At 68.1% G+C, this 16,540-nt stretch carries 12 protein-coding genes; 5 read left to right on the top strand and 7 right to left on the bottom strand.

The genetic code is table 11. The features are described from left to right. Window positions 1–38 precede the first annotated feature (38 nt). From BLS50_RS15435 to BLS50_RS15415, 5 genes are all read right to left on the bottom strand, one after another. On the bottom strand, window positions 39–1,439 hold the full coding sequence (locus tag BLS50_RS15435) for a sensor domain-containing diguanylate cyclase (RefSeq protein ID WP_011549626.1): 1,401 nt from the start codon (window positions 1,437–1,439) through the stop codon (window positions 39–41). 262 nt (window positions 1,440–1,701) lie between these two features. Next, entirely contained in the window at window positions 1,702–2,880 is a 1,179-nt protein-coding gene (locus tag BLS50_RS15430) for an acetyl-CoA C-acyltransferase (protein ID WP_011549625.1), read from the bottom strand. A 41-nt stretch (window positions 2,881–2,921) separates the two neighbouring features. Next, on the bottom strand, window positions 2,922–3,554 hold the full coding sequence (gene pncA / locus BLS50_RS15425; RefSeq protein WP_023475610.1) for a bifunctional nicotinamidase/pyrazinamidase: 633 nt from the start codon (window positions 3,552–3,554) through the stop codon (window positions 2,922–2,924). A 44-nt stretch (window positions 3,555–3,598) separates the two neighbouring features. Beyond that, window positions 3,599–5,683 (bottom strand): 3-hydroxyacyl-CoA dehydrogenase NAD-binding domain-containing protein, encoded by a 2,085-nt coding sequence (locus BLS50_RS15420; protein ID WP_074802564.1) that lies wholly within the window; start codon window positions 5,681–5,683, stop codon window positions 3,599–3,601. A gap of 189 nt (window positions 5,684–5,872) precedes the next feature. After that, window positions 5,873–7,516 (bottom strand): 3-(methylthio)propionyl-CoA ligase, encoded by a 1,644-nt coding sequence (locus tag BLS50_RS15415; RefSeq protein WP_074802563.1) that lies wholly within the window; start codon window positions 7,514–7,516, stop codon window positions 5,873–5,875. 178 nt (window positions 7,517–7,694) lie between these two features. Between BLS50_RS15415 and BLS50_RS15410 the strand changes: the two genes are divergently transcribed. The 5 genes from BLS50_RS15410 (at window position 7,695) to BLS50_RS15390 (ending at window position 11,511) form a co-directional block, all read left to right on the top strand. Next, window positions 7,695–9,263 (top strand): protein adenylyltransferase SelO, encoded by a 1,569-nt coding sequence (locus tag BLS50_RS15410; RefSeq protein ID WP_074802562.1) that lies wholly within the window; start codon window positions 7,695–7,697, stop codon window positions 9,261–9,263. A gap of 44 nt (window positions 9,264–9,307) precedes the next feature. Next, window positions 9,308–9,739: a peptide-methionine (R)-S-oxide reductase MsrB gene (gene msrB, locus BLS50_RS15405; protein WP_006478590.1), complete on the top strand. Its 432-nt coding sequence runs from the start codon at window positions 9,308–9,310 to the stop codon at window positions 9,737–9,739. 130 nt (window positions 9,740–9,869) lie between these two features. After that, window positions 9,870–10,400 (top strand): septation protein A, encoded by a 531-nt coding sequence (locus BLS50_RS15400; protein WP_006478589.1) that lies wholly within the window; start codon window positions 9,870–9,872, stop codon window positions 10,398–10,400. A 1-nt stretch (window position 10,401) separates the two neighbouring features. Continuing rightward, entirely contained in the window at window positions 10,402–10,710 is a 309-nt protein-coding gene (locus tag BLS50_RS15395) for a BolA family protein (protein WP_006478588.1), read from the top strand. An 18-nt stretch (window positions 10,711–10,728) separates the two neighbouring features. Further along, window positions 10,729–11,511, top strand: a complete 783-nt coding sequence (locus BLS50_RS15390) for a peptidylprolyl isomerase (protein WP_011549619.1) — start codon at window positions 10,729–10,731, stop codon at window positions 11,509–11,511. 153 nt (window positions 11,512–11,664) lie between these two features. Here BLS50_RS15390 and BLS50_RS15385 read toward each other — a convergent pair whose 3' ends face one another. Together BLS50_RS15385 and purL are read right to left on the bottom strand one after the other, a co-directional pair. Then, complete coding sequence (locus BLS50_RS15385; RefSeq protein WP_074802561.1) at window positions 11,665–12,213, bottom strand: GNAT family N-acetyltransferase; 549 nt, start codon at window positions 12,211–12,213, stop codon at window positions 11,665–11,667. A 5-nt stretch (window positions 12,214–12,218) separates the two neighbouring features. Further along, window positions 12,219–16,283: a phosphoribosylformylglycinamidine synthase gene (gene purL, locus BLS50_RS15380; RefSeq protein WP_074802560.1), complete on the bottom strand. Its 4,065-nt coding sequence runs from the start codon at window positions 16,281–16,283 to the stop codon at window positions 12,219–12,221. Between the last annotated feature and the right edge of the window lie 257 nt (window positions 16,284–16,540).

Below are 16,540 nucleotides of genomic sequence, written 5' to 3'. Positions count from 1 at the left end.
CGGCACTCCCGCCGCCGGGGCTTTCGGTGCAGATCCGGTTAGCGCGACACCACGCGGTTGCGCCCTTCCCGCTTCGCCTGATACAGCCGCTCGTCGACCACCCGCAGCAGCGCATCGACCGTGCTGCCGTCGACGCCGTATTGCGCAACGCCGACGCTGACCGTCACCTGCACGCGCTTGAAGTCGAGCCCGAACGGCGAACTCGAAATCGACGAACGCACGCGCTCGGCGGTCATCCGCGCGCCTTCGAGCGGCATCTCCGGCAAGAGCGCCATGAACTCCTCGCCGCCGACCCGCGCGAGCGCGCCCGCCGGCCGAATTGCCTCGAGGCACTGGCGCACGACGCCGCGCAGCACCTCGTCGCCGATCTGGTGCCCGTATGCATCGTTGATGTTCTTGAAATTGTCGAGATCGAGCGCGAGCAGGCAGAACGGCGTGCCGTCTCGCTCGGCCCGCACGATCTCACGCTCGACCTGCGCGATGAACTGCCGGCGGTTCGACGCGCCCGTCATCGGGTCGGTCGCGGCCATGTATTCGAGCTTCTGGTTCGTGCGCCGCAGTTCCTGCAGCGCGCTCTCGGTACGCGCCATCGATTCCGACAGCCGGCTCATCAGGTCTTCCTGGCTGTAGATCGCCGAGAACGAGCGTGTCGTCTGCAGCGCCTGCACGACGCCGTAACTGAGCAGGAAGAATCCGCCCGCGAAGATCGCATGCGCGAGCCACCACATGTGATTCCACGGCTTGCCGAGGATGAACGCGAGCGACGATAGCGCGAACGCCATGATCGACACGCCGTAGATCACCATCAGCGGCGAGCGGATGCGCCGCGCGAGCAGCAGGCACACGTTCAGCAGCGAGAACACCAGCGCGCCGCCTTCCATCGACAGCCGCGTGCCCAGCGCGCCCGCGACCGGCGAATAGGCGATGTACGCAACCGCCACGTTGACGATCAGGAAGAACACGATCCACGGCAACCACGTCCGCATGCTCGTGCGCTTGTCGAGCCGGTCGGGCGGACGCGAATACGACAGCAGGCCCGTGAGCAGCAGCGCCGACATCACGAACCGCGACGCGGGCCCGTACAGCAGGAACAGCCAGATATTGTGGTGCGCCATCCCGGTGAACGCCCCGTGCAGCGCATAGATCATCGCGAAGCCGAGAAAACCGAGCGTCAGCCAGCGCAGCAGCGGCTCGCCTGACGACCGGTAGCACACCCACGTCACGTAGGTGACGAACGCGCCTTCGAGTGTCGCCGCCGCGATCGCGATTTCATGGAAAGCGTGGTTCTCGAACACGACGCCCCGGTCGCTGAAGAACCACAGATAGGCAATCAGATAGGCGGGCAGCAACGCGAATCCGACCAGCAGGCATTTCGCGTAGAGCCTCGCGGCCGCGCTGACGACGCGCGGCGGTTCCCCGGCTGCATAGGTCGTACTCATTCGGTCCCCGGTCGGTCTGCTGCGTTGGTTCGAATCTTCGCGGCACGGATCACGCGACGCGCGATCTGGCCCATCGTGCCGAAAGGCAAATGTCAGAGCAAGTATAGGTGGGGCAATTCGTTTGACAAGTCCGGGGAAACGGCATTGCCGGGTGCATGCCTTTTGCTTCCCGGTCGTTGCGAATGGCGCGTGCGCCGCGCCGATTCGCTGCGGCGGCGGGCGGTAACGCCGAAGCGCCACCGCGGCCGCCGCCGGTCAAAGATCAGAGGATTTCGAACAGACCGGCCGCGCCCTGGCCACCGCCGATGCACATCGTGACGACCGCGTACTTCACGCCGCGCCGCTTGCCCTCGATCAGCGCATGGCCCGTCAGGCGCGCGCCCGACACGCCGTACGGATGGCCGACCGCGATCGCGCCGCCGTTCACGTTCAGGCGGTCCTCAGGGATCCCGAGCGTGTCGCGGCAGTACAGCACCTGCACCGCGAACGCCTCGTTCAGCTCCCACAGGCCGATGTCGTCGACAGTCAGGCCGGCCTGCTTCAGCAGCTTGGGTACCGCGAACACCGGGCCGATGCCCATTTCGTCCGGCTCGCAGCCGGCCACCGCGAAGCCGCGGAACGCGCCCAGCGGCTGCAGTCCTTCGCGCTGCGCGGCGTCGGCGCTCATCACGACGCATGCCGATGCGCCGTCCGAGAACTGGCTCGCATTGCCCGCGGTGATCACGCCGCCCGGCACCGCCGAGCGGATCTTCGACACGCCTTCGAGCGTCGTGTCGGGGCGGATGCCTTCGTCGGCCGAGACCGTCACTTCCTGCGTGAACAGGCGGCCCGTCGCCTTGTCGGCGATGCCCGCGAGCACGGTGATCGGCACGATCTCGTCGCGGAAACGCCCGGCTTCCTGCGCGGCCGCGGCGCGCAGTTGCGACTGCACGCCATACGCATCCTGCCGCTCCTTCGAGATGCCGTAGCGCTTCGCGACGTTCTCGGCGGTCTGCAGCATGTTCCAGTAGATCTCGGGCTTGTGCTGGACGAGCCAGCCTTCCTGGACCATGTGCCGGTTCATCTCGTTCTGCACGCACGAGATCGACTCGACGCCGCCGGCCACATAGACCTCGCCTTCGCCCGCGATGATCCGCTGCGCGGCCAGCGCAATGGTCTGCAGCCCCGACGAACAGAAACGGTTCACCGTCATCCCCGGCACGCTAACCGGCAACCCGGCGCGCAGCGCGATCTGCCGCGCGATGTTCGCGCCCGTCGCGCCTTCGGGGTTCGCGCAGCCCATGATCACGTCCTCGACGCGCGCCGGGTCGAGCTTCGCGCGTTCGAGCGCGGCCGCGACCACGTGGCCGCCGAGCGTCGCGCCGTGCGTCATGTTGAAGGCACCGCGCCAGGATTTCGCCAGCGGCGTGCGTGCGGTCGATACGATTACGGCTTCGGTCATGCGAGTCTCCTTCGGTCCTGCTGATTCGGATGGGAAATGCGCTACGCCGCCGGGCGCGCGCCCGCGGACGTCGCATGCACGACGCCCGCTGCCTGCATCTGCTGCCATGCGTGCGCGAGCGACCCGTTCAGGTCGATCGCACGGCACGCATCGTTGATCACCGCGGCTTCGAAACCGGCCGCGCGCGCATCGAGCGCCGACCACGCGACGCAATAGTCGGTCGCGAGCCCGCAGCACCACACGCGCTTCGCACCGAGTTCGCGCAGATAGCCCGCGAGCCCCGTGCGTGTCGTGCGGTCGGCTTCGACGAACGCGGAATAGCTGTCGACCTGCGCGTCGCCGCCCTTGCGGATCACGAGGCGCGCGTGCGGGATGTCGAGGTCGCGATGCAGCGCCGCGCCGTCGGTGTCCTGCACGCAGTGCACGGGCCACAGCACCTGCTCGCCGTACGGCAGCGCGAGCGTCGAGAACGGCTCGCGGCCCGGATGGTTCGCCGCGAACGACACGTGCTCGCGCGGGTGCCAGTCCTGCGTGAGCACGACCTGGTCGAAGCGTTGCGCGAGCGCGTTGATCACCGGCACGACCGCATCGCCGTCGGGCACCGCGAGCGCGCCGCCCGGCATGAAGTCGTATTGCACGTCGATCACGAGCAGGACGTCGTCGGTGCGTTTCATTGCGTGTCTCCAGACAGGATCGGTCGCGCCGCGAAGCGGCGGCGTCAGCCGTTGAACCCGCGGCCGGCCTTCGCCAGTTCCGCGATCGACGGCGCGAGCTGCCACGCGTCGCCGTTCGGTGCGGCCGCATAGCGGCGAATCGCGCGCTCGACGTTGTAGAGGCCGACCGTATCCGCGTACAGCATCGGGCCGCCGCGCCACAGCGGGAAGCCATAGCCGGTCAGGTAGACCATGTCGATGTCGGACGCCTTCGACGCGATCTTCTCCTCGAGGATCTTCGCGCCTTCGTTGACGAGCGCGAACACCAGCCGCTCGACGATCTCGTCGTCGCCGATCTTGCGCCGCTCGACGCCGCGCTCCTTCGAATACGCGACGACCATCTCGTCGACGAGCGACGACGGCTTCGCCTTGCGGTCGCCCGGCACGTAGTCGTACCAGCCGGCGCCCGTCTTCTGGCCGAAGCGGCCCTGTTCGCACAGGCGGTCGGCGATCTTCGAATACTGCAGATCGGGCTGCTCGACGTAGCGCCGCTTGCGGATCGCCCAGCCGATGTCGTTGCCGGCGAGGTCGCTCATCCGGAACGGCCCCATCGCGAAGCCGAACTTCTCGATCGCGCGATCGACCTGCGCGGGCAGCGCGCCTTCCTCGAGCATGAACAGCGCCTGGCGGATGTACTGCTCGATCATCCGGTTACCGATGAAGCCGTCGCACACGCCCGACACCACCGCCGTCTTGCGGATTTTCTTCGCCACCGCCATCACGGTCGCGAGCACGTCCTTCGCGGTCTGCGCGCCGCGCACGACCTCGAGCAGCTTCATCACGTTCGCGGGGCTGAAGAAGTGCATGCCGACCACGTCCTGCGGGCGCTTCGTGAACGCGGCGATCTTGTCGACGTCGAGCGTGGACGTGTTGGACGCGAGGATCGCGCCCGGCTTCGCGACTTCATCGAGCTTCCTGAACACCTGCTCCTTCACGCCGAGTTCCTCGAACACGGCTTCGACGATCAGGTCGGCGTCCTTCAAGTCGTCGTAGGACAGCGTCGGCGTGATCAGCGCCAGGCGCGCATCGAGCTTCTCCTGCGTGAGCTTGCCCTTCTTCACCTGCGCGTCGTAGTTCTTGCGGATCGTCGCGAGGCCGCGCTCGAGCGCGTCCTGCTTCGTCTCGAGCAGCGTGACGGGCAGCCCCGCGTTGATGAAGTTCATCGCGATCCCGCCGCCCATCGTGCCCGCGCCGATCACGCCGACCCGGCGGATCTCGCGCAGCGGCGTATCGGCCGGCACGTCGGGAATCTTGCTCGCCGCCCGCTCGCCGAAGAACGCGTGGCGCAGCGCGCGACTTTCCGGCGTCATCATCAGCGCGACGAACCCTTCGCGCTCGGCGACGCTGCCCTTGTCGAAGCCGTTCAGCACGCCGGCCTCGATCGCGTCGATGCACTTGTGCGGCGCGGGGTAATTCGGCGCGGCGGCCCGCGCGGAATTGCGCGCGAACTGGATGAAGCCCGCCGCGTTCTCGTGGACGATCTTGCGATCGCGCACGCGCGGATGCGGCCCCTTCTGCTCGCCGACCTTGCGGGCGAACGCGACGGCCGCGTCGAGCAGGTCGCCGTCGGCCATTTCGTCGAACAGCCCGCTCTTCGCGAGCTGCTCCGACGGCACCGGCGCGCCCGACACGATCATGTTCAGCGCGGTTTCGAGCCCGACCGCGCGCGGCAGGCGCTGCGTGCCGCCCGCGCCCGGCAGCAGCCCGAGCTTCACCTCGGGCAGCGCGACCTGCGCGCCGGGCGCGGCGACCCGGTAATGCGCGCCGAGCGCAAGCTCGAGGCCGCCGCCCATCACGACGCTGTGCAGCGCCGCGACGACCGGCTTCGCGCTCGCCTCCACCGCGCGGATCACGGTGTGCAGCGTCGGCTCCTGCAAGGCCTTGGGCGTATTGAATTCGGTGATGTCGGCACCGCCCGAGAACGCGCGGCCCGCGCCGGTCAGCACGATGGCCGTGACCGACGGGTCCCGCGCGGCGCGATCGAGCGCGTCCATGACGCCCTGGCGGGTCGACAGGCCGAGCCCGTTGACGGGCGGATTGTTGAGCGTGATGACGGCCGCGCCGTCGCGAGTCGAGTAATCCACTGCCATCTGCCTGCCTCCATGCATCGCGCGCCGGATTGGCTGCGCTTTCATTGTGCGCGGTCGAACGGCCGCATGTCCGGATGAACGGAGGCAGCATACAACGAAAAAGCACGGTCGTTCAATTTGAATTTTGCTCCCGATCCGGGGACGGATCGGGCGACCGATGCGGAGGTTGAGGCGGCGGCGGCCCGGGCCTTACGGCGCGCACACCACCGTGGGCAACACGTAATCACGGAACGTCTCGCGCAGCTTCAGCTTCTGCAGCTTGCCGGTCGCGGTGTGCGGCAGCGATTCGACGAACACGACGTCGTCCGGAATCCACCATTTCGCGACCTTGCCCTCGTAGAACGCGAGCAGCGTGTCGCGGGTCAGGTTCGCGCCTTCGCGCGGCACCACGACGAGCAGCGGCCGCTCGGTCCATTTCGGGTGCGCACACGCGATGCACGCGGCTTCGGCCACCCCGGGATGCGCGATCGCGACGTTCTCGATGTCGATCGAGCTGATCCACTCGCCGCCCGACTTGATCACGTCCTTGCTGCGGTCGGTGATCTGCAGGAAGCCGTCGGGATCGATCGTCGCGACGTCGCCGGTCGGAAACCAGCCGTCCGACAGCGGCGACGCATCGCCGCGAAAGTAGTGGTCGATCACCCACGGCCCGCGCACCTGCAGTTCGCCGAACGCGACACCGTCCCACGGCAGCTCGTGGCCGTCCTCGCCGACGATCCGCATGTCGACGCCGCAGATCACGCGCCCCTGTTTCTCGAGCAGCCGGCGCTGCGCGTCGAGCGGCCGCTGCGACTGCGCCCAGTTGAGCTTCGCGAGCGTGCCGAGCGGCGACAGTTCGGTCATCCCCCACGCATGGATCACGCGCACGCCGTATTCGTCCTCGAACGTACGCAGCATCGCGGGCGGGCACGCGGAGCCGCCGATCACCGTGCGGTTCAGCGTCGAGAAACGCACGCCGGCCTCCCGCATGTAGTTCAGCAGGCCGAGCCACACGGTCGGCACGCCCGCGGAGAACGTCACGCGCTCGGCCTCCATCAGCTCGTACAGCGATTTCCCGTCGAGATCCTTGCCGGGCAGCACGAGCTTGCCGCCCGTCAGCGGCACCGCGTACGGCAGCCCCCACGCGTTGACGTGGAACATCGGCACGACGGGCAGCACGGCGTCCATCGCGGACAGGTTCATCGCGTCGGGCAGCGCGGCGCCGTACGCGTGCAACACGGTCGAGCGATGCGAATACAGCACGCCCTTCGGGTTGCCGGTCGTGCCCGACGTGTAGCAGAGCCCCGACGCCTGCTGCTCGTCGAGGCGCGGCCAGTCGTAGCGGCCGTCCTCGGCTTCGACGAGCGTTTCGTAGCAGAGGAACGGCGTCGCGCCGGACGGCACGTGCGCGGCGTCCGTCATCGCGATCCAGCCCTTCACGTGCGGGCATTGCGGCGCGATCGCATCGACGAGCGGCGCGAAATTGATGTCGAAGAAGACGTAGCGGTCTTCCGCGTGATTGACGATGTACGCGATCTGCTCGGGGAACAGCCGCGGGTTGATCGTGTGGCATACGGCGCCCATCCCGCCGATCCCGTAGTACGCCTCCAGATGCCGGTAGCCGTTCCATGCCAGCGTGCCGACGCGCTCGCCGGTCTCGACGCCGAGCCGCGCGAGCGCCTGCGCCAGCTGCTTCGCGCGGCGTTCGCAATCGCGGTACGTATAGCGATGCAGGTCGCCTTCCACGCGCTTCGACACGATCTCCGTGTCGCCGGCGTGCCGCGCGGCATGCGAAATCAGCGACGACACCAGCAGCGGCACATCCATCATCTGGCCCAGCAACGGCTTACCCATCGTCTTGTTCTCCCTGAGGATGCGAATCGGTGACCAGCCAGCGGACGGTTTCCGTACCGAAGCCGTCCCGGTGTGCGCCCGGCAGCGGCCCCGGACGGGCGTGGCGCACGGTGCGCGGGCCGCCATGCGGGCGGCGCGGCGCCGCCTTACAATATCGGCTTACCCAGAGGCGCTCAACATGTCGTTTTCCCGAAGCGCAGCCGATGCGGCTGACACCCTGCCCGACCTCGCCGCCACGCTCGGCGCGCCCGCCGACCGCGCGTTCGTCACGCTCGGCGACGCGTTTCATACGCGTCTGCCGGCCGCGCCGCTTGCCGCGCCGTACGTCGTCGGCTTTTCCGACGACGTCGCGCAACTGCTCGACCTGCCGCCCGCGATCGCCGCGCAGCCCGGTTTCGCCGAGCTGTTCGCCGGCAACCCGACGCGCGACTGGCCCGCGCACGCGATGCCGTACGCGTCGGTCTACTCCGGCCATCAGTTCGGCGTGTGGGCCGGCCAGCTCGGCGACGGCCGCGCGCTGACGATCGGCGAATTGCCCGGCACCGACGGCCGGCGCTACGAACTGCAGCTCAAGGGCGGCGGCCGCACGCCGTATTCGCGCATGGGCGACGGCCGCGCGGTGCTGCGCTCGTCGATCCGCGAATTCCTGTGCTCGGAAGCGATGCATCACCTCGGCATCCCGACCACACGCGCGCTGACGGTGATCGGTTCCGACCAGCCGGTGGTGCGCGAGGAGATCGAGACGGCGGCCGTGGTCACCCGCGTGTCGGAAAGCTTCGTGCGCTTCGGCCACTTCGAGCACTTCTTCTCGAACGATCGCCCCGACCTGCTGCGCCAGCTTGCCGACCACGTGATCGACCGCTTCTATCCGGCCTGCCGCGACGCGGACGATCCGTACCTCGCGCTGCTCGAAGCGGCGACGTTGCGCACGGCCGACCTCGTCGCGCAATGGCAAGCCGTCGGCTTCTGCCACGGCGTGATGAACACCGACAACATGTCGATCCTCGGCGTGACGATCGACTACGGCCCGTTCGGCTTCGTCGATGCGTTCGATGCGAACCACATCTGCAACCACTCGGACACCAGCGGCCGCTATGCGTACCGGATGCAGCCGCGCATCGCGCACTGGAACTGCTACTGCCTCGCGCAGGCGCTGCTGCCGCTGATCGGGCTGCAGCACGGCATCGCCGACGACGATGCGCGCGCCGAGCGCGCGGTGGACGACGCACAGGCCGTGCTCGCGAAGTTTCCGGAGCGCTTCGGCCCCGCGCTCGAACGCGCGATGCGCGCGAAGCTCGGCCTCGCGCTCGAACGCGAGGGCGACGCCGAACTCGCGAACAAGCTGCTCGAGACGATGCATGCGAGCCACGCGGATTTCACGCTGACGTTCCGCCGGCTCGCGCAGCTCTCGAAGCACGACGCGAGCCGCGACGCGCCCGTGCGCGACCTCTTCATCGACCGCGAAGCATTCGACGCATGGGCGAACCTCTACCGCGCGCGGCTGTCCGAGGAAACGCGCGACGACGCGGCGCGCGCGGTTGCAATGAACCGCGCGAACCCCAAATACGTGCTTCGCAACCATCTGGCCGAAGTCGCGATCCGGCGCGCGAAGGAAAAGGATTTTTCGGAAGTCGAGCGGCTCGCGCAGATTCTGCGCCGTCCGTTCGACGAACAACCCGAGCATGAAGCGTACGCGGCATTGCCGCCCGACTGGGCCGGCTCGCTCGAAGTGAGCTGCTCGTCCTGAGCCCGCAACCCGCGCCTCTCGACCGACCGATCAGGAGAACCCCCATGTCCCACGATTCCGACGACAAGACCTTCCCGTACCAGAAGGACGACGCCGAACTGCGCCGCCGGCTCACGCCGATGCAGTACGAGGTCACGCAGCACGCGGCGACCGAGCGCGCGTTCACCGGCGAATACACCGACACCGAGGATGCCGGCATCTACAAGTGCGTCGTCTGCAGCACGCCGCTGTTCGAATCCGGCGCCAAGTTCCACTCGGGCTGCGGCTGGCCCAGCTACTTCAAGCCGCTCAACGGCGAGGTGATCGACGAGAAGGTCGACTACTCGCACGGGATGGTGCGCGTCGAGGTGCGCTGCAATCACTGCGGCGCGCATCTGGGCCACGTGTTCGAGGACGGCCCGCGCGACAAGACCGGTTTGCGGTACTGCATCAATTCGGCTGCGTTAAACTTCGAGTCCCGACCCGAAAACGAATGAGCGGCGCCGGGCGGATCGCCGAGGCAGCCAGCCCCGGGCGGGCCGCCCCCGATCCGCGACGGCGATGCCTGGCGGGTCCCTACAACGGTGACAGGCCGCGCCCGCGGCCCGTCACGCAGCTGCGAGCGCCATGAAATTCCTGTTCGATCTGTTTCCGATCATCCTGTTTTTTGTCGCCTTCAAGGTCTGGGGCATCTTTACCGCCACCGCCGTCGCGATCGTCGCGACGCTGGCCCAGGTCGCCTGGGTCGCCTTCCGGCACCGGAAGGTCGACACGATGCTGTGGGTCAGCCTCGGCGTGATCGTCGTGTTCGGTGGCGCCACCCTCGTCCTGCATGACGAGAAATTCATTCAATGGAAACCGACTGTGCTGTACTGGCTGTTTGCGATCGGGCTGCTCGCCGCACGCTATGCGTTCGGCAAGAACCTGATCGAGAAGATGATGGGCAAGCAGCTCACGCTGCCCGTGCCCGTGTGGGACAAGCTGAACGTCGCCTGGGCGCTGTTCTTCGCGGTGCTCGGCGTCGCGAACCTGTACGTGGTGCACAACTTCACCGAATCGCAATGGGTGAACTTCAAGCTGTTCGGTACGACGGGCGCGATGGTCGTGTTCATCATCCTGCAGAGCCTGTGGCTCACGAAGTACCTGAAGGACGAATGACATGAGCGACGCCTTTCTCCACGCCTCCGCCGACGAACGCATCGCGCTGATCGAAGCGCGCCTCACCGCGTCGCTCGCGCCGCTGTCGCTCACCGTGCGCGACGACAGCGCGCAGCACGCGGGCCATGCGGGCGCGGCCTCCGGCGGCCATTTCACGGTCACGATCGTCTCGTCTGCGTTCGCGGGCAAGCCGCGCGTCGCGCGGCACCGGCTGGTGTATGATGCGCTCGCTGATGCGATGCAGCGCGGCATTCACGCGCTCGCGATCGTGGCTTACACGCCCGAAGAATTCAACGAATCTTCAATCTAGTCTCATTAGGAATTCCCGATGATCCTGAAATCCCCCCGCCTGTGGGTCGCGGCGGCTGCATTTGCAGCGGCACCGGCATTCGCCCAGAACATCGCCGTCGTCAACGGCACGCCGATTCCGAAGTCGCGCGCCGACGCGATGGTCGCGCAGCTCGTCCAGCAAGGCCAGACCGACGGCCCGCAACTGCAGCAGGCCGTGCGCCAGGAGCTGGTGAACCGCGAAATCCTGATGCAGGAAGCGATCCGCGAAGGCATCCCGAATCGTCCGGACGTGAAGGCGCAAGTCGCCGTCGCGCAGCAGACCGTCGTGCTGCGCTCGATGATCGAGAGCTTCCTGAAGAAGAACCAGCCGACCGATGCCGAAGTGAAGGCGCGCTACGACGAACTCGTCAAGGGCGTGGGCGGCAACCGCGAGTACCACCTGCACCACATCCTCGTCGACAACGAGCAGCAGGCGAAGGACCTGATCGCGAAGATCAAGGGCGGCGCGAAGTTCGAGGACCTCGCGAAGCAATACTCGAAGGACCCGGGTTCGGGCAAGAACGGCGGCGATCTCGACTGGTCCGACCCGAAGGCGTACGTGCCGGAATTCGCGGCAGCCGCGCAGAAGCTGCAGAAAGGCCAGATGACCGACGCGCCGGTGAAGACGCAGTTCGGCTGGCACATCATCCGCGTCGACGACATCCGCGACATCGCACCGCCGCCGTTCGACCAGGTGAAGGCGCAGATCGCGCAGCAGCTCGTGCAGCAGAAGCTGCAGGCGTTCGAGGAAGGTCTGCGTCAGCAGGCGAAGATCCAGTAACGCCGGCGCGCATCATACGCGCATCGAAAAGCCGCTCTTCGGAGCGGTTTTTTATTGCGCGTCGTCCCGACACCGTCGCATCGCGATACAAAAGAAAAAGCCGCTCCGAAGAGCGGCTTTCCCATACCAGGTGTTACCCGCCTGCGGCGCTCGCTACGCGGCGGGATAGAACACGTCGTGATAACGCACGTCGCCCGCCGGCAGCGGCGCCGATTCGTCGAACGGCAGCGCGAGGAAATACTCGGGCGGCACGCCCGGAAACACGATGTCGCCGTGCGGTTCGAACCCGAAACGCGTGTAATACGCGGGCTCGCCCAGCACCACGCAGCCGCGCGCGCCGAGCCGGCGCAACGCGTCGAGCCCCGTGCGCACGAGCCCCGCGCCGATGCTTTGCCGCTGGCAATCGGGCCGCACCGCGAGCGGTGCAAGCCCGTACCACTGCTGGCTGCCGGCCGGCTCGCCGCCGATTGCGACCGGCGAGAACGCGACGTGCCCGACGATACGCCCGTCGCGCTCCGCGACGAGCGATACGCTCAGCGCCCCGTCCGCGCGCAGCGTGTCGACGATGCGCTGTTCGAACTCGCCGCCCTGCGGCTCGCCCGCGAACGCCGCCCGGATCACGCGGCCGATCGCGTCGGCCTCGCTCGCCCGTTCGTCACGCAGCGTGACGACCTCGACCGGCGCGTTCGGGTCGACCATCATCCCGATCAGCCGATCCAGCGCCGTGCATTGCGGAACACACGCATCCACGGGCTCGCTTCACCCCAGCCTTCCGGGTGCCAGCTCATCGTGACCGTGCGATGCACACGCTCCATGTGCGGCATCAGCACCGAGAAGCGGCCGTCGGCCGTCGTGACCGACGTGATGCCGGCAGGCGACCCGTTCGGGTTGAACGGATAGCGTTCGGTCGCTTCGCCGCGGTGGTCGACGTAGCGCATCGCGACCGCGACGCGGTCGATGTCGCCCTGCTGCGAGAAGTCCGCGTAGCCTTCGCCGTGCGCGACCGCGACCGGAATCCGCGAGCCTTCCATCCCCGCGAAGAAGATCGACGGCGACTTCTCCACCTCGACGAACGAGAAGCGCGCCTCGAACTGCTCGGACTTGTTGCGCGTGAACTTCGGCCACGCTTCCGCGCCCGGGATCATCGACGCGATGCTCGACAGCATCTGGCAGCCGTTGCAGATACCGAGGGCGAACGTATCGGGACGCGCGAAGAACGCCGAGAACATGTCGGCAAGGTTCGCGTTGAAACGGATCGTCTTCGCCCAGCCTTCGCCCGCGCCCAGCACGTCGCCGTACGAGAAGCCGCCGCACGCGACCGCACCCGCGAAATCGGCCAGCGTCGCGCGGCCGGCGAGCAGGTCGCTCATGTGCACGTCGTGCGCGTCGAAGCCTGCGCGGTCGAACGCGTACGCGGTTTCCAGATGCGAGTTCACGCCCTGCTCGCGCAGGATCGCGACGCGCGGCCGTGCGCCCGTCGCGATGAACGGCGCGGCGATGTCGTCGGCCGGATCGAACGTGAGCACCGGCGAGAGGCCCGGATCGGCCGCGTCGAGCAGCGCGTCGTATTCGGCATCCGCGCAGGCCGGGTTGTCGCGCAGGCGCGCGATGCGCCAGCTCACTTCGCTCCATGCGCGATGGAGTTCGGCACGCGGCGCATCGAAGATCTTCTTCGCGTCGCGGTACACCTCGATCACGTCACGATCGTTGACCGAGCCGATCACGTGCGAGCACGTCGACAGGCCGAACTCGCGCAGCGCAGCGAGCACCGCATCGCGGTCGGACGCGCGCACCTGCACGACGGCGCCGAGCTCTTCGGAGAACAGCGCGCGCAGCGTGCGGTCGTCGCGAAGGCCGCTCGTCTGCTTCGCCCAGTCCTTCGCGTCGCCGTAGTCGGATTCGTGGTTCGGGTCGAGCGTCAGCATGTCGACGTTCAGCGACACGCCCGCGTGGCCCGCGAACGCCATTTCGCACACCGTCGCCCACAGGCCGCCGTCCGAGCGGTCGTGGTACGCGAGCAGCTTGTCCTGCGCATTGAGCGACTGGATCGCGTTGAAGAAGCGCTTCAGGTCTTCCGCGTCGTCGACGTCCGGCGTCGCATTACCCACCTGCTGCGTGACCTGCGCGAAGATGCTGCCGCCCATCCGGTTCTTGCCGCGGCCGAGATCGATCGCGATCAGCACGGTGTCGCCCGCATCGGCCACGCGGCGCAGTTGCGGCGTGAGATGACGGCGCACGTCCTCGACCGGCGCGAACGCGGAGATGATCAGCGACACCGGCGACACGACTTCCTTCGCGACGCCCTGCTCGTCCCACTTCGTCTTCATCGACAGCGAGTCCTTGCCGACCGGGATGCCGATCCCGAGCGCCGGGCACAGCTCCATGCCGATCGCCTTGACCGTGTCGAACAGCGCGGCGTCCTCGCCAGCCGTGCCGCACGCGGCCATCCAGTTCGCCGACAGCTTCAGTTTGTCGAGCGACGCGATCGGCGCGCTCGCGATGTTCGTGATCGCTTCGCCGACGGCCATGCGGCCCGATGCCGGCGCATCGATCACGGCGAGCGGCGTGCGCTCGGCCATCGTCATCGCCTCGCCCTTGAAGCCCGCGTAGTCGAGCGCGGTGATCGCGCAGTCGGCCACCGGCACCTGCCACGGGCCGACCATCTGGTCGCGCACCGACGTACCGCCGACCGAACGGTCGCCGATCGTGATCAGGAACGACTTGCTGCCGACCGTCGGGTGCTTCAGCACGTCGCGAGCAACTTCCGACAGTGCGATGCCCGTCACGTCGACCGGCGCGCGCTCGGTCGCGACGCGCACGACGTCGCGGTGCATGCGCGGCGGCTTGCCGAGCAGCACTTCCATCGGCATGTCGACCGGGTATTCGTCGGCGCCCGTCGCTTCGTCGTCGACGAGCTTCAGCTGGCGTTCGTCAGTCGCGACACCGACCACCGCGAACGGGCAGCGCTCGCGCGCGCAGATCGCCTCGAAGCGCGGCAGGTCGGCCGGCGCGATCGCCAGCACGTAGCGCTCCTGTGCCTCGTTCGACCAGATTTCGCGCGGCGACAGGCCCGATTCCTCGAGCGCGACCTTGCGCAGTTCGAAGCGCGCGCCCTTGCCCGCGCCGTCGACGATTTCGGGGAATGCGTTCGACAGGCCGCCCGCGCCGACGTCGTGGATGCTCAGGATCGGGTTTTCCGCGCCGAGCTGCCAGCAGCCGTTGATCACTTCCTGCGCGCGACGCTCGATTTCCGGGTTGCCGCGCTGCACCGAGTCGAAGTCGAGTTCGGCCGTGTTCGCGCCGGTCGCCATCGAGCTCGCGGCGCCGCCGCCCATGCCGATCCGCATGCCGGGGCCGCCGATCTGGATCAGCAGCGAGCCGGCCGGCACGTCGTGCTTGTGCGTGTGCTGATCTGCGATGTTGCCGAGGCCGCCCGCGATCATGATCGGCTTGTGATAGCCGTGCACCGTGCCGCCAACGTTCTGCTCGTACACACGGAAATAGCCGCCGAGGTTCGGGCGGCCGAATTCGTTGTTGAACGCGGCGCCGCCGAGCGGGCCGTCGATCATGATCTGCAGCGGCGACGCGATGCGGTCCGGACGGCCGTACGGGCCGTGCTGCTCGTTCGGGTTGCGCTCGGCCACCGGTTGCGCGGCGTCACGTGCGTTTTCCCACGGCTGGCGGGCGTCGGGCAGGTCGAGGTTGGACACGGTGAAGCCCGTGAGGCCGGCCTTCGGACGCGCACCGCGGCCCGTCGCGCCTTCGTCGCGGATTTCGCCGCCCGCGCCGGTCGCCGCCCCCGGGAACGGCGAGATCGCCGTCGGGTGGTTGTGCGTCTCGACCTTCATCAGCGTGTGCGTGAGTTCGGTGTGGCGGCCGTAGCGCTCCCCCGGCTCGCCGGCCGCGCCCGTCTTGCGCGGGAACCAGCGCTCGGCTTCGGCGCCGACCATGATCGACGAGTTGTCCGAATACGCGACGATGGTGCCCTGCGGGCTCAGCTTCTCGGTGTTGCGGATCATCGCGAACAGCGACATGTCCTGCGCTTCGCCGTCGATCGTCCACTGCGCGTTGAAGATCTTGTGGCGGCAGTGTTCGCTGTTCGCCTGCGCAAACATCATCAGTTCGACGTCGGTCGGGTTGCGTTCGAGCTTGCGGAACGCGTCGACCAGGTAGTCGATCTCGTCGTCGGCGAGCGCGAGGCCCAGCTCGGCGTTCGCGCGCTCCAGCGCGCCGCGGCCGACGCCCAGCACGTCGACGGTCGCGAGCGGCTTGGCCGGCAGTTCGTCGAACAGGTGCTTCGCGTCGTCGCGCGCCGCGACCACGCTTTCGGTCATCCGGTCATGCAGCGCGGCCGCGACGGCCGCGCGCGCGTCCTCCGACAGCGCCTTTTTGCCGCCGAGCAGGCCCGACTTCAGCGTGACCGTGAATTCGACGCCGCGCTCGATGCGGCGCACCTGCGTGAGACCGCAGTGCTGCGCGATGTCGGTCGCCTTGCTCGCCCACGGCGAGACCGTGCCGAAGCGCGGCAGCACGACGAAGGTCTCGGTCGCGCCCTTCTCGCCCGCCGGCTGGAACGGCTCGCCGTAGTGCATCAGCGCATCGATGCGCGCGCTGTCGTCGGCCGACAGCGGCTCGGCCGCATTGACGAAGTGCAGGAACTGGCCGCGCACCGCGACGATATTGGCGTCGATTTGCCTGAGCGTGTCGAGCAGACGGGTTTGACGGAAATCGGAGAGGGCCGAAGCGCCGGGAAAACACGAGAAGTGAGCCATGGGCTGGACTGACGTCGATGAGTCGCGCGAGGTGGCGACGTGGGGCGAAAGGAAGGCCATAATTATACCCGGAAGTCGGCCGCCCAAGACCGGCCGATCGGTAGTCCGCGTGCACCGCACCGGTGCCCGGACGCGCGGCCGGCCCGGTCGCCCGCCGGGCCGGCCTCCCAGGGCCCGCGCGCCCGGCCGCCGTGGCATGGCCGCACGACCCATGCTCGGCCGGCGCCGGTTCGTGCACTTTTGGCGCTATCATTCCG

The sequence above is a fragment of the Burkholderia orbicola genome (assembly GCF_900100915.1).
In the GTDB taxonomy this organism is placed as follows: domain Bacteria; phylum Pseudomonadota; class Gammaproteobacteria; order Burkholderiales; family Burkholderiaceae; genus Burkholderia; species Burkholderia orbicola.
The sequence above is the reverse complement of the archived record's forward strand: the minus strand, read 5'-3'. Positions and strand labels throughout refer to the sequence as shown.

What these genes read in the sequence shown, in the direction of transcription:
- BLS50_RS15435 (WP_011549626.1), bottom strand. Translation starts at nt 1,439, where the DNA reads ATGAGTACGACCTATGCAGCCGGGGAACCGCCGCGCGTCGTCAGCGCG.
- BLS50_RS15430 (WP_011549625.1), bottom strand. Translation starts at nt 2,880, where the DNA reads ATGACCGAAGCCGTAATCGTATCGACCGCACGCACGCCGCTGGCGAAA.
- pncA (WP_023475610.1), bottom strand. Translation starts at nt 3,554, where the DNA reads ATGAAACGCACCGACGACGTCCTGCTCGTGATCGACGTGCAATACGAC.
- BLS50_RS15420 (WP_074802564.1), bottom strand. Translation starts at nt 5,683, where the DNA reads ATGGCAGTGGATTACTCGACTCGCGACGGCGCGGCCGTCATCACGCTC.
- BLS50_RS15415 (WP_074802563.1), bottom strand. Translation starts at nt 7,516, where the DNA reads ATGGGTAAGCCGTTGCTGGGCCAGATGATGGATGTGCCGCTGCTGGTG.
- BLS50_RS15410 (WP_074802562.1), top strand. Translation starts at nt 7,695, where the DNA reads ATGTCGTTTTCCCGAAGCGCAGCCGATGCGGCTGACACCCTGCCCGAC.
- msrB (WP_006478590.1), top strand. Translation starts at nt 9,308, where the DNA reads ATGTCCCACGATTCCGACGACAAGACCTTCCCGTACCAGAAGGACGAC.
- BLS50_RS15400 (WP_006478589.1), top strand. Translation starts at nt 9,870, where the DNA reads ATGAAATTCCTGTTCGATCTGTTTCCGATCATCCTGTTTTTTGTCGCC.
- BLS50_RS15395 (WP_006478588.1), top strand. Translation starts at nt 10,402, where the DNA reads ATGAGCGACGCCTTTCTCCACGCCTCCGCCGACGAACGCATCGCGCTG.
- BLS50_RS15390 (WP_011549619.1), top strand. Translation starts at nt 10,729, where the DNA reads ATGATCCTGAAATCCCCCCGCCTGTGGGTCGCGGCGGCTGCATTTGCA.
- BLS50_RS15385 (WP_074802561.1), bottom strand. Translation starts at nt 12,213, where the DNA reads ATGATGGTCGACCCGAACGCGCCGGTCGAGGTCGTCACGCTGCGTGAC.
- purL (WP_074802560.1), bottom strand. Translation starts at nt 16,283, where the DNA reads ATGGCTCACTTCTCGTGTTTTCCCGGCGCTTCGGCCCTCTCCGATTTC.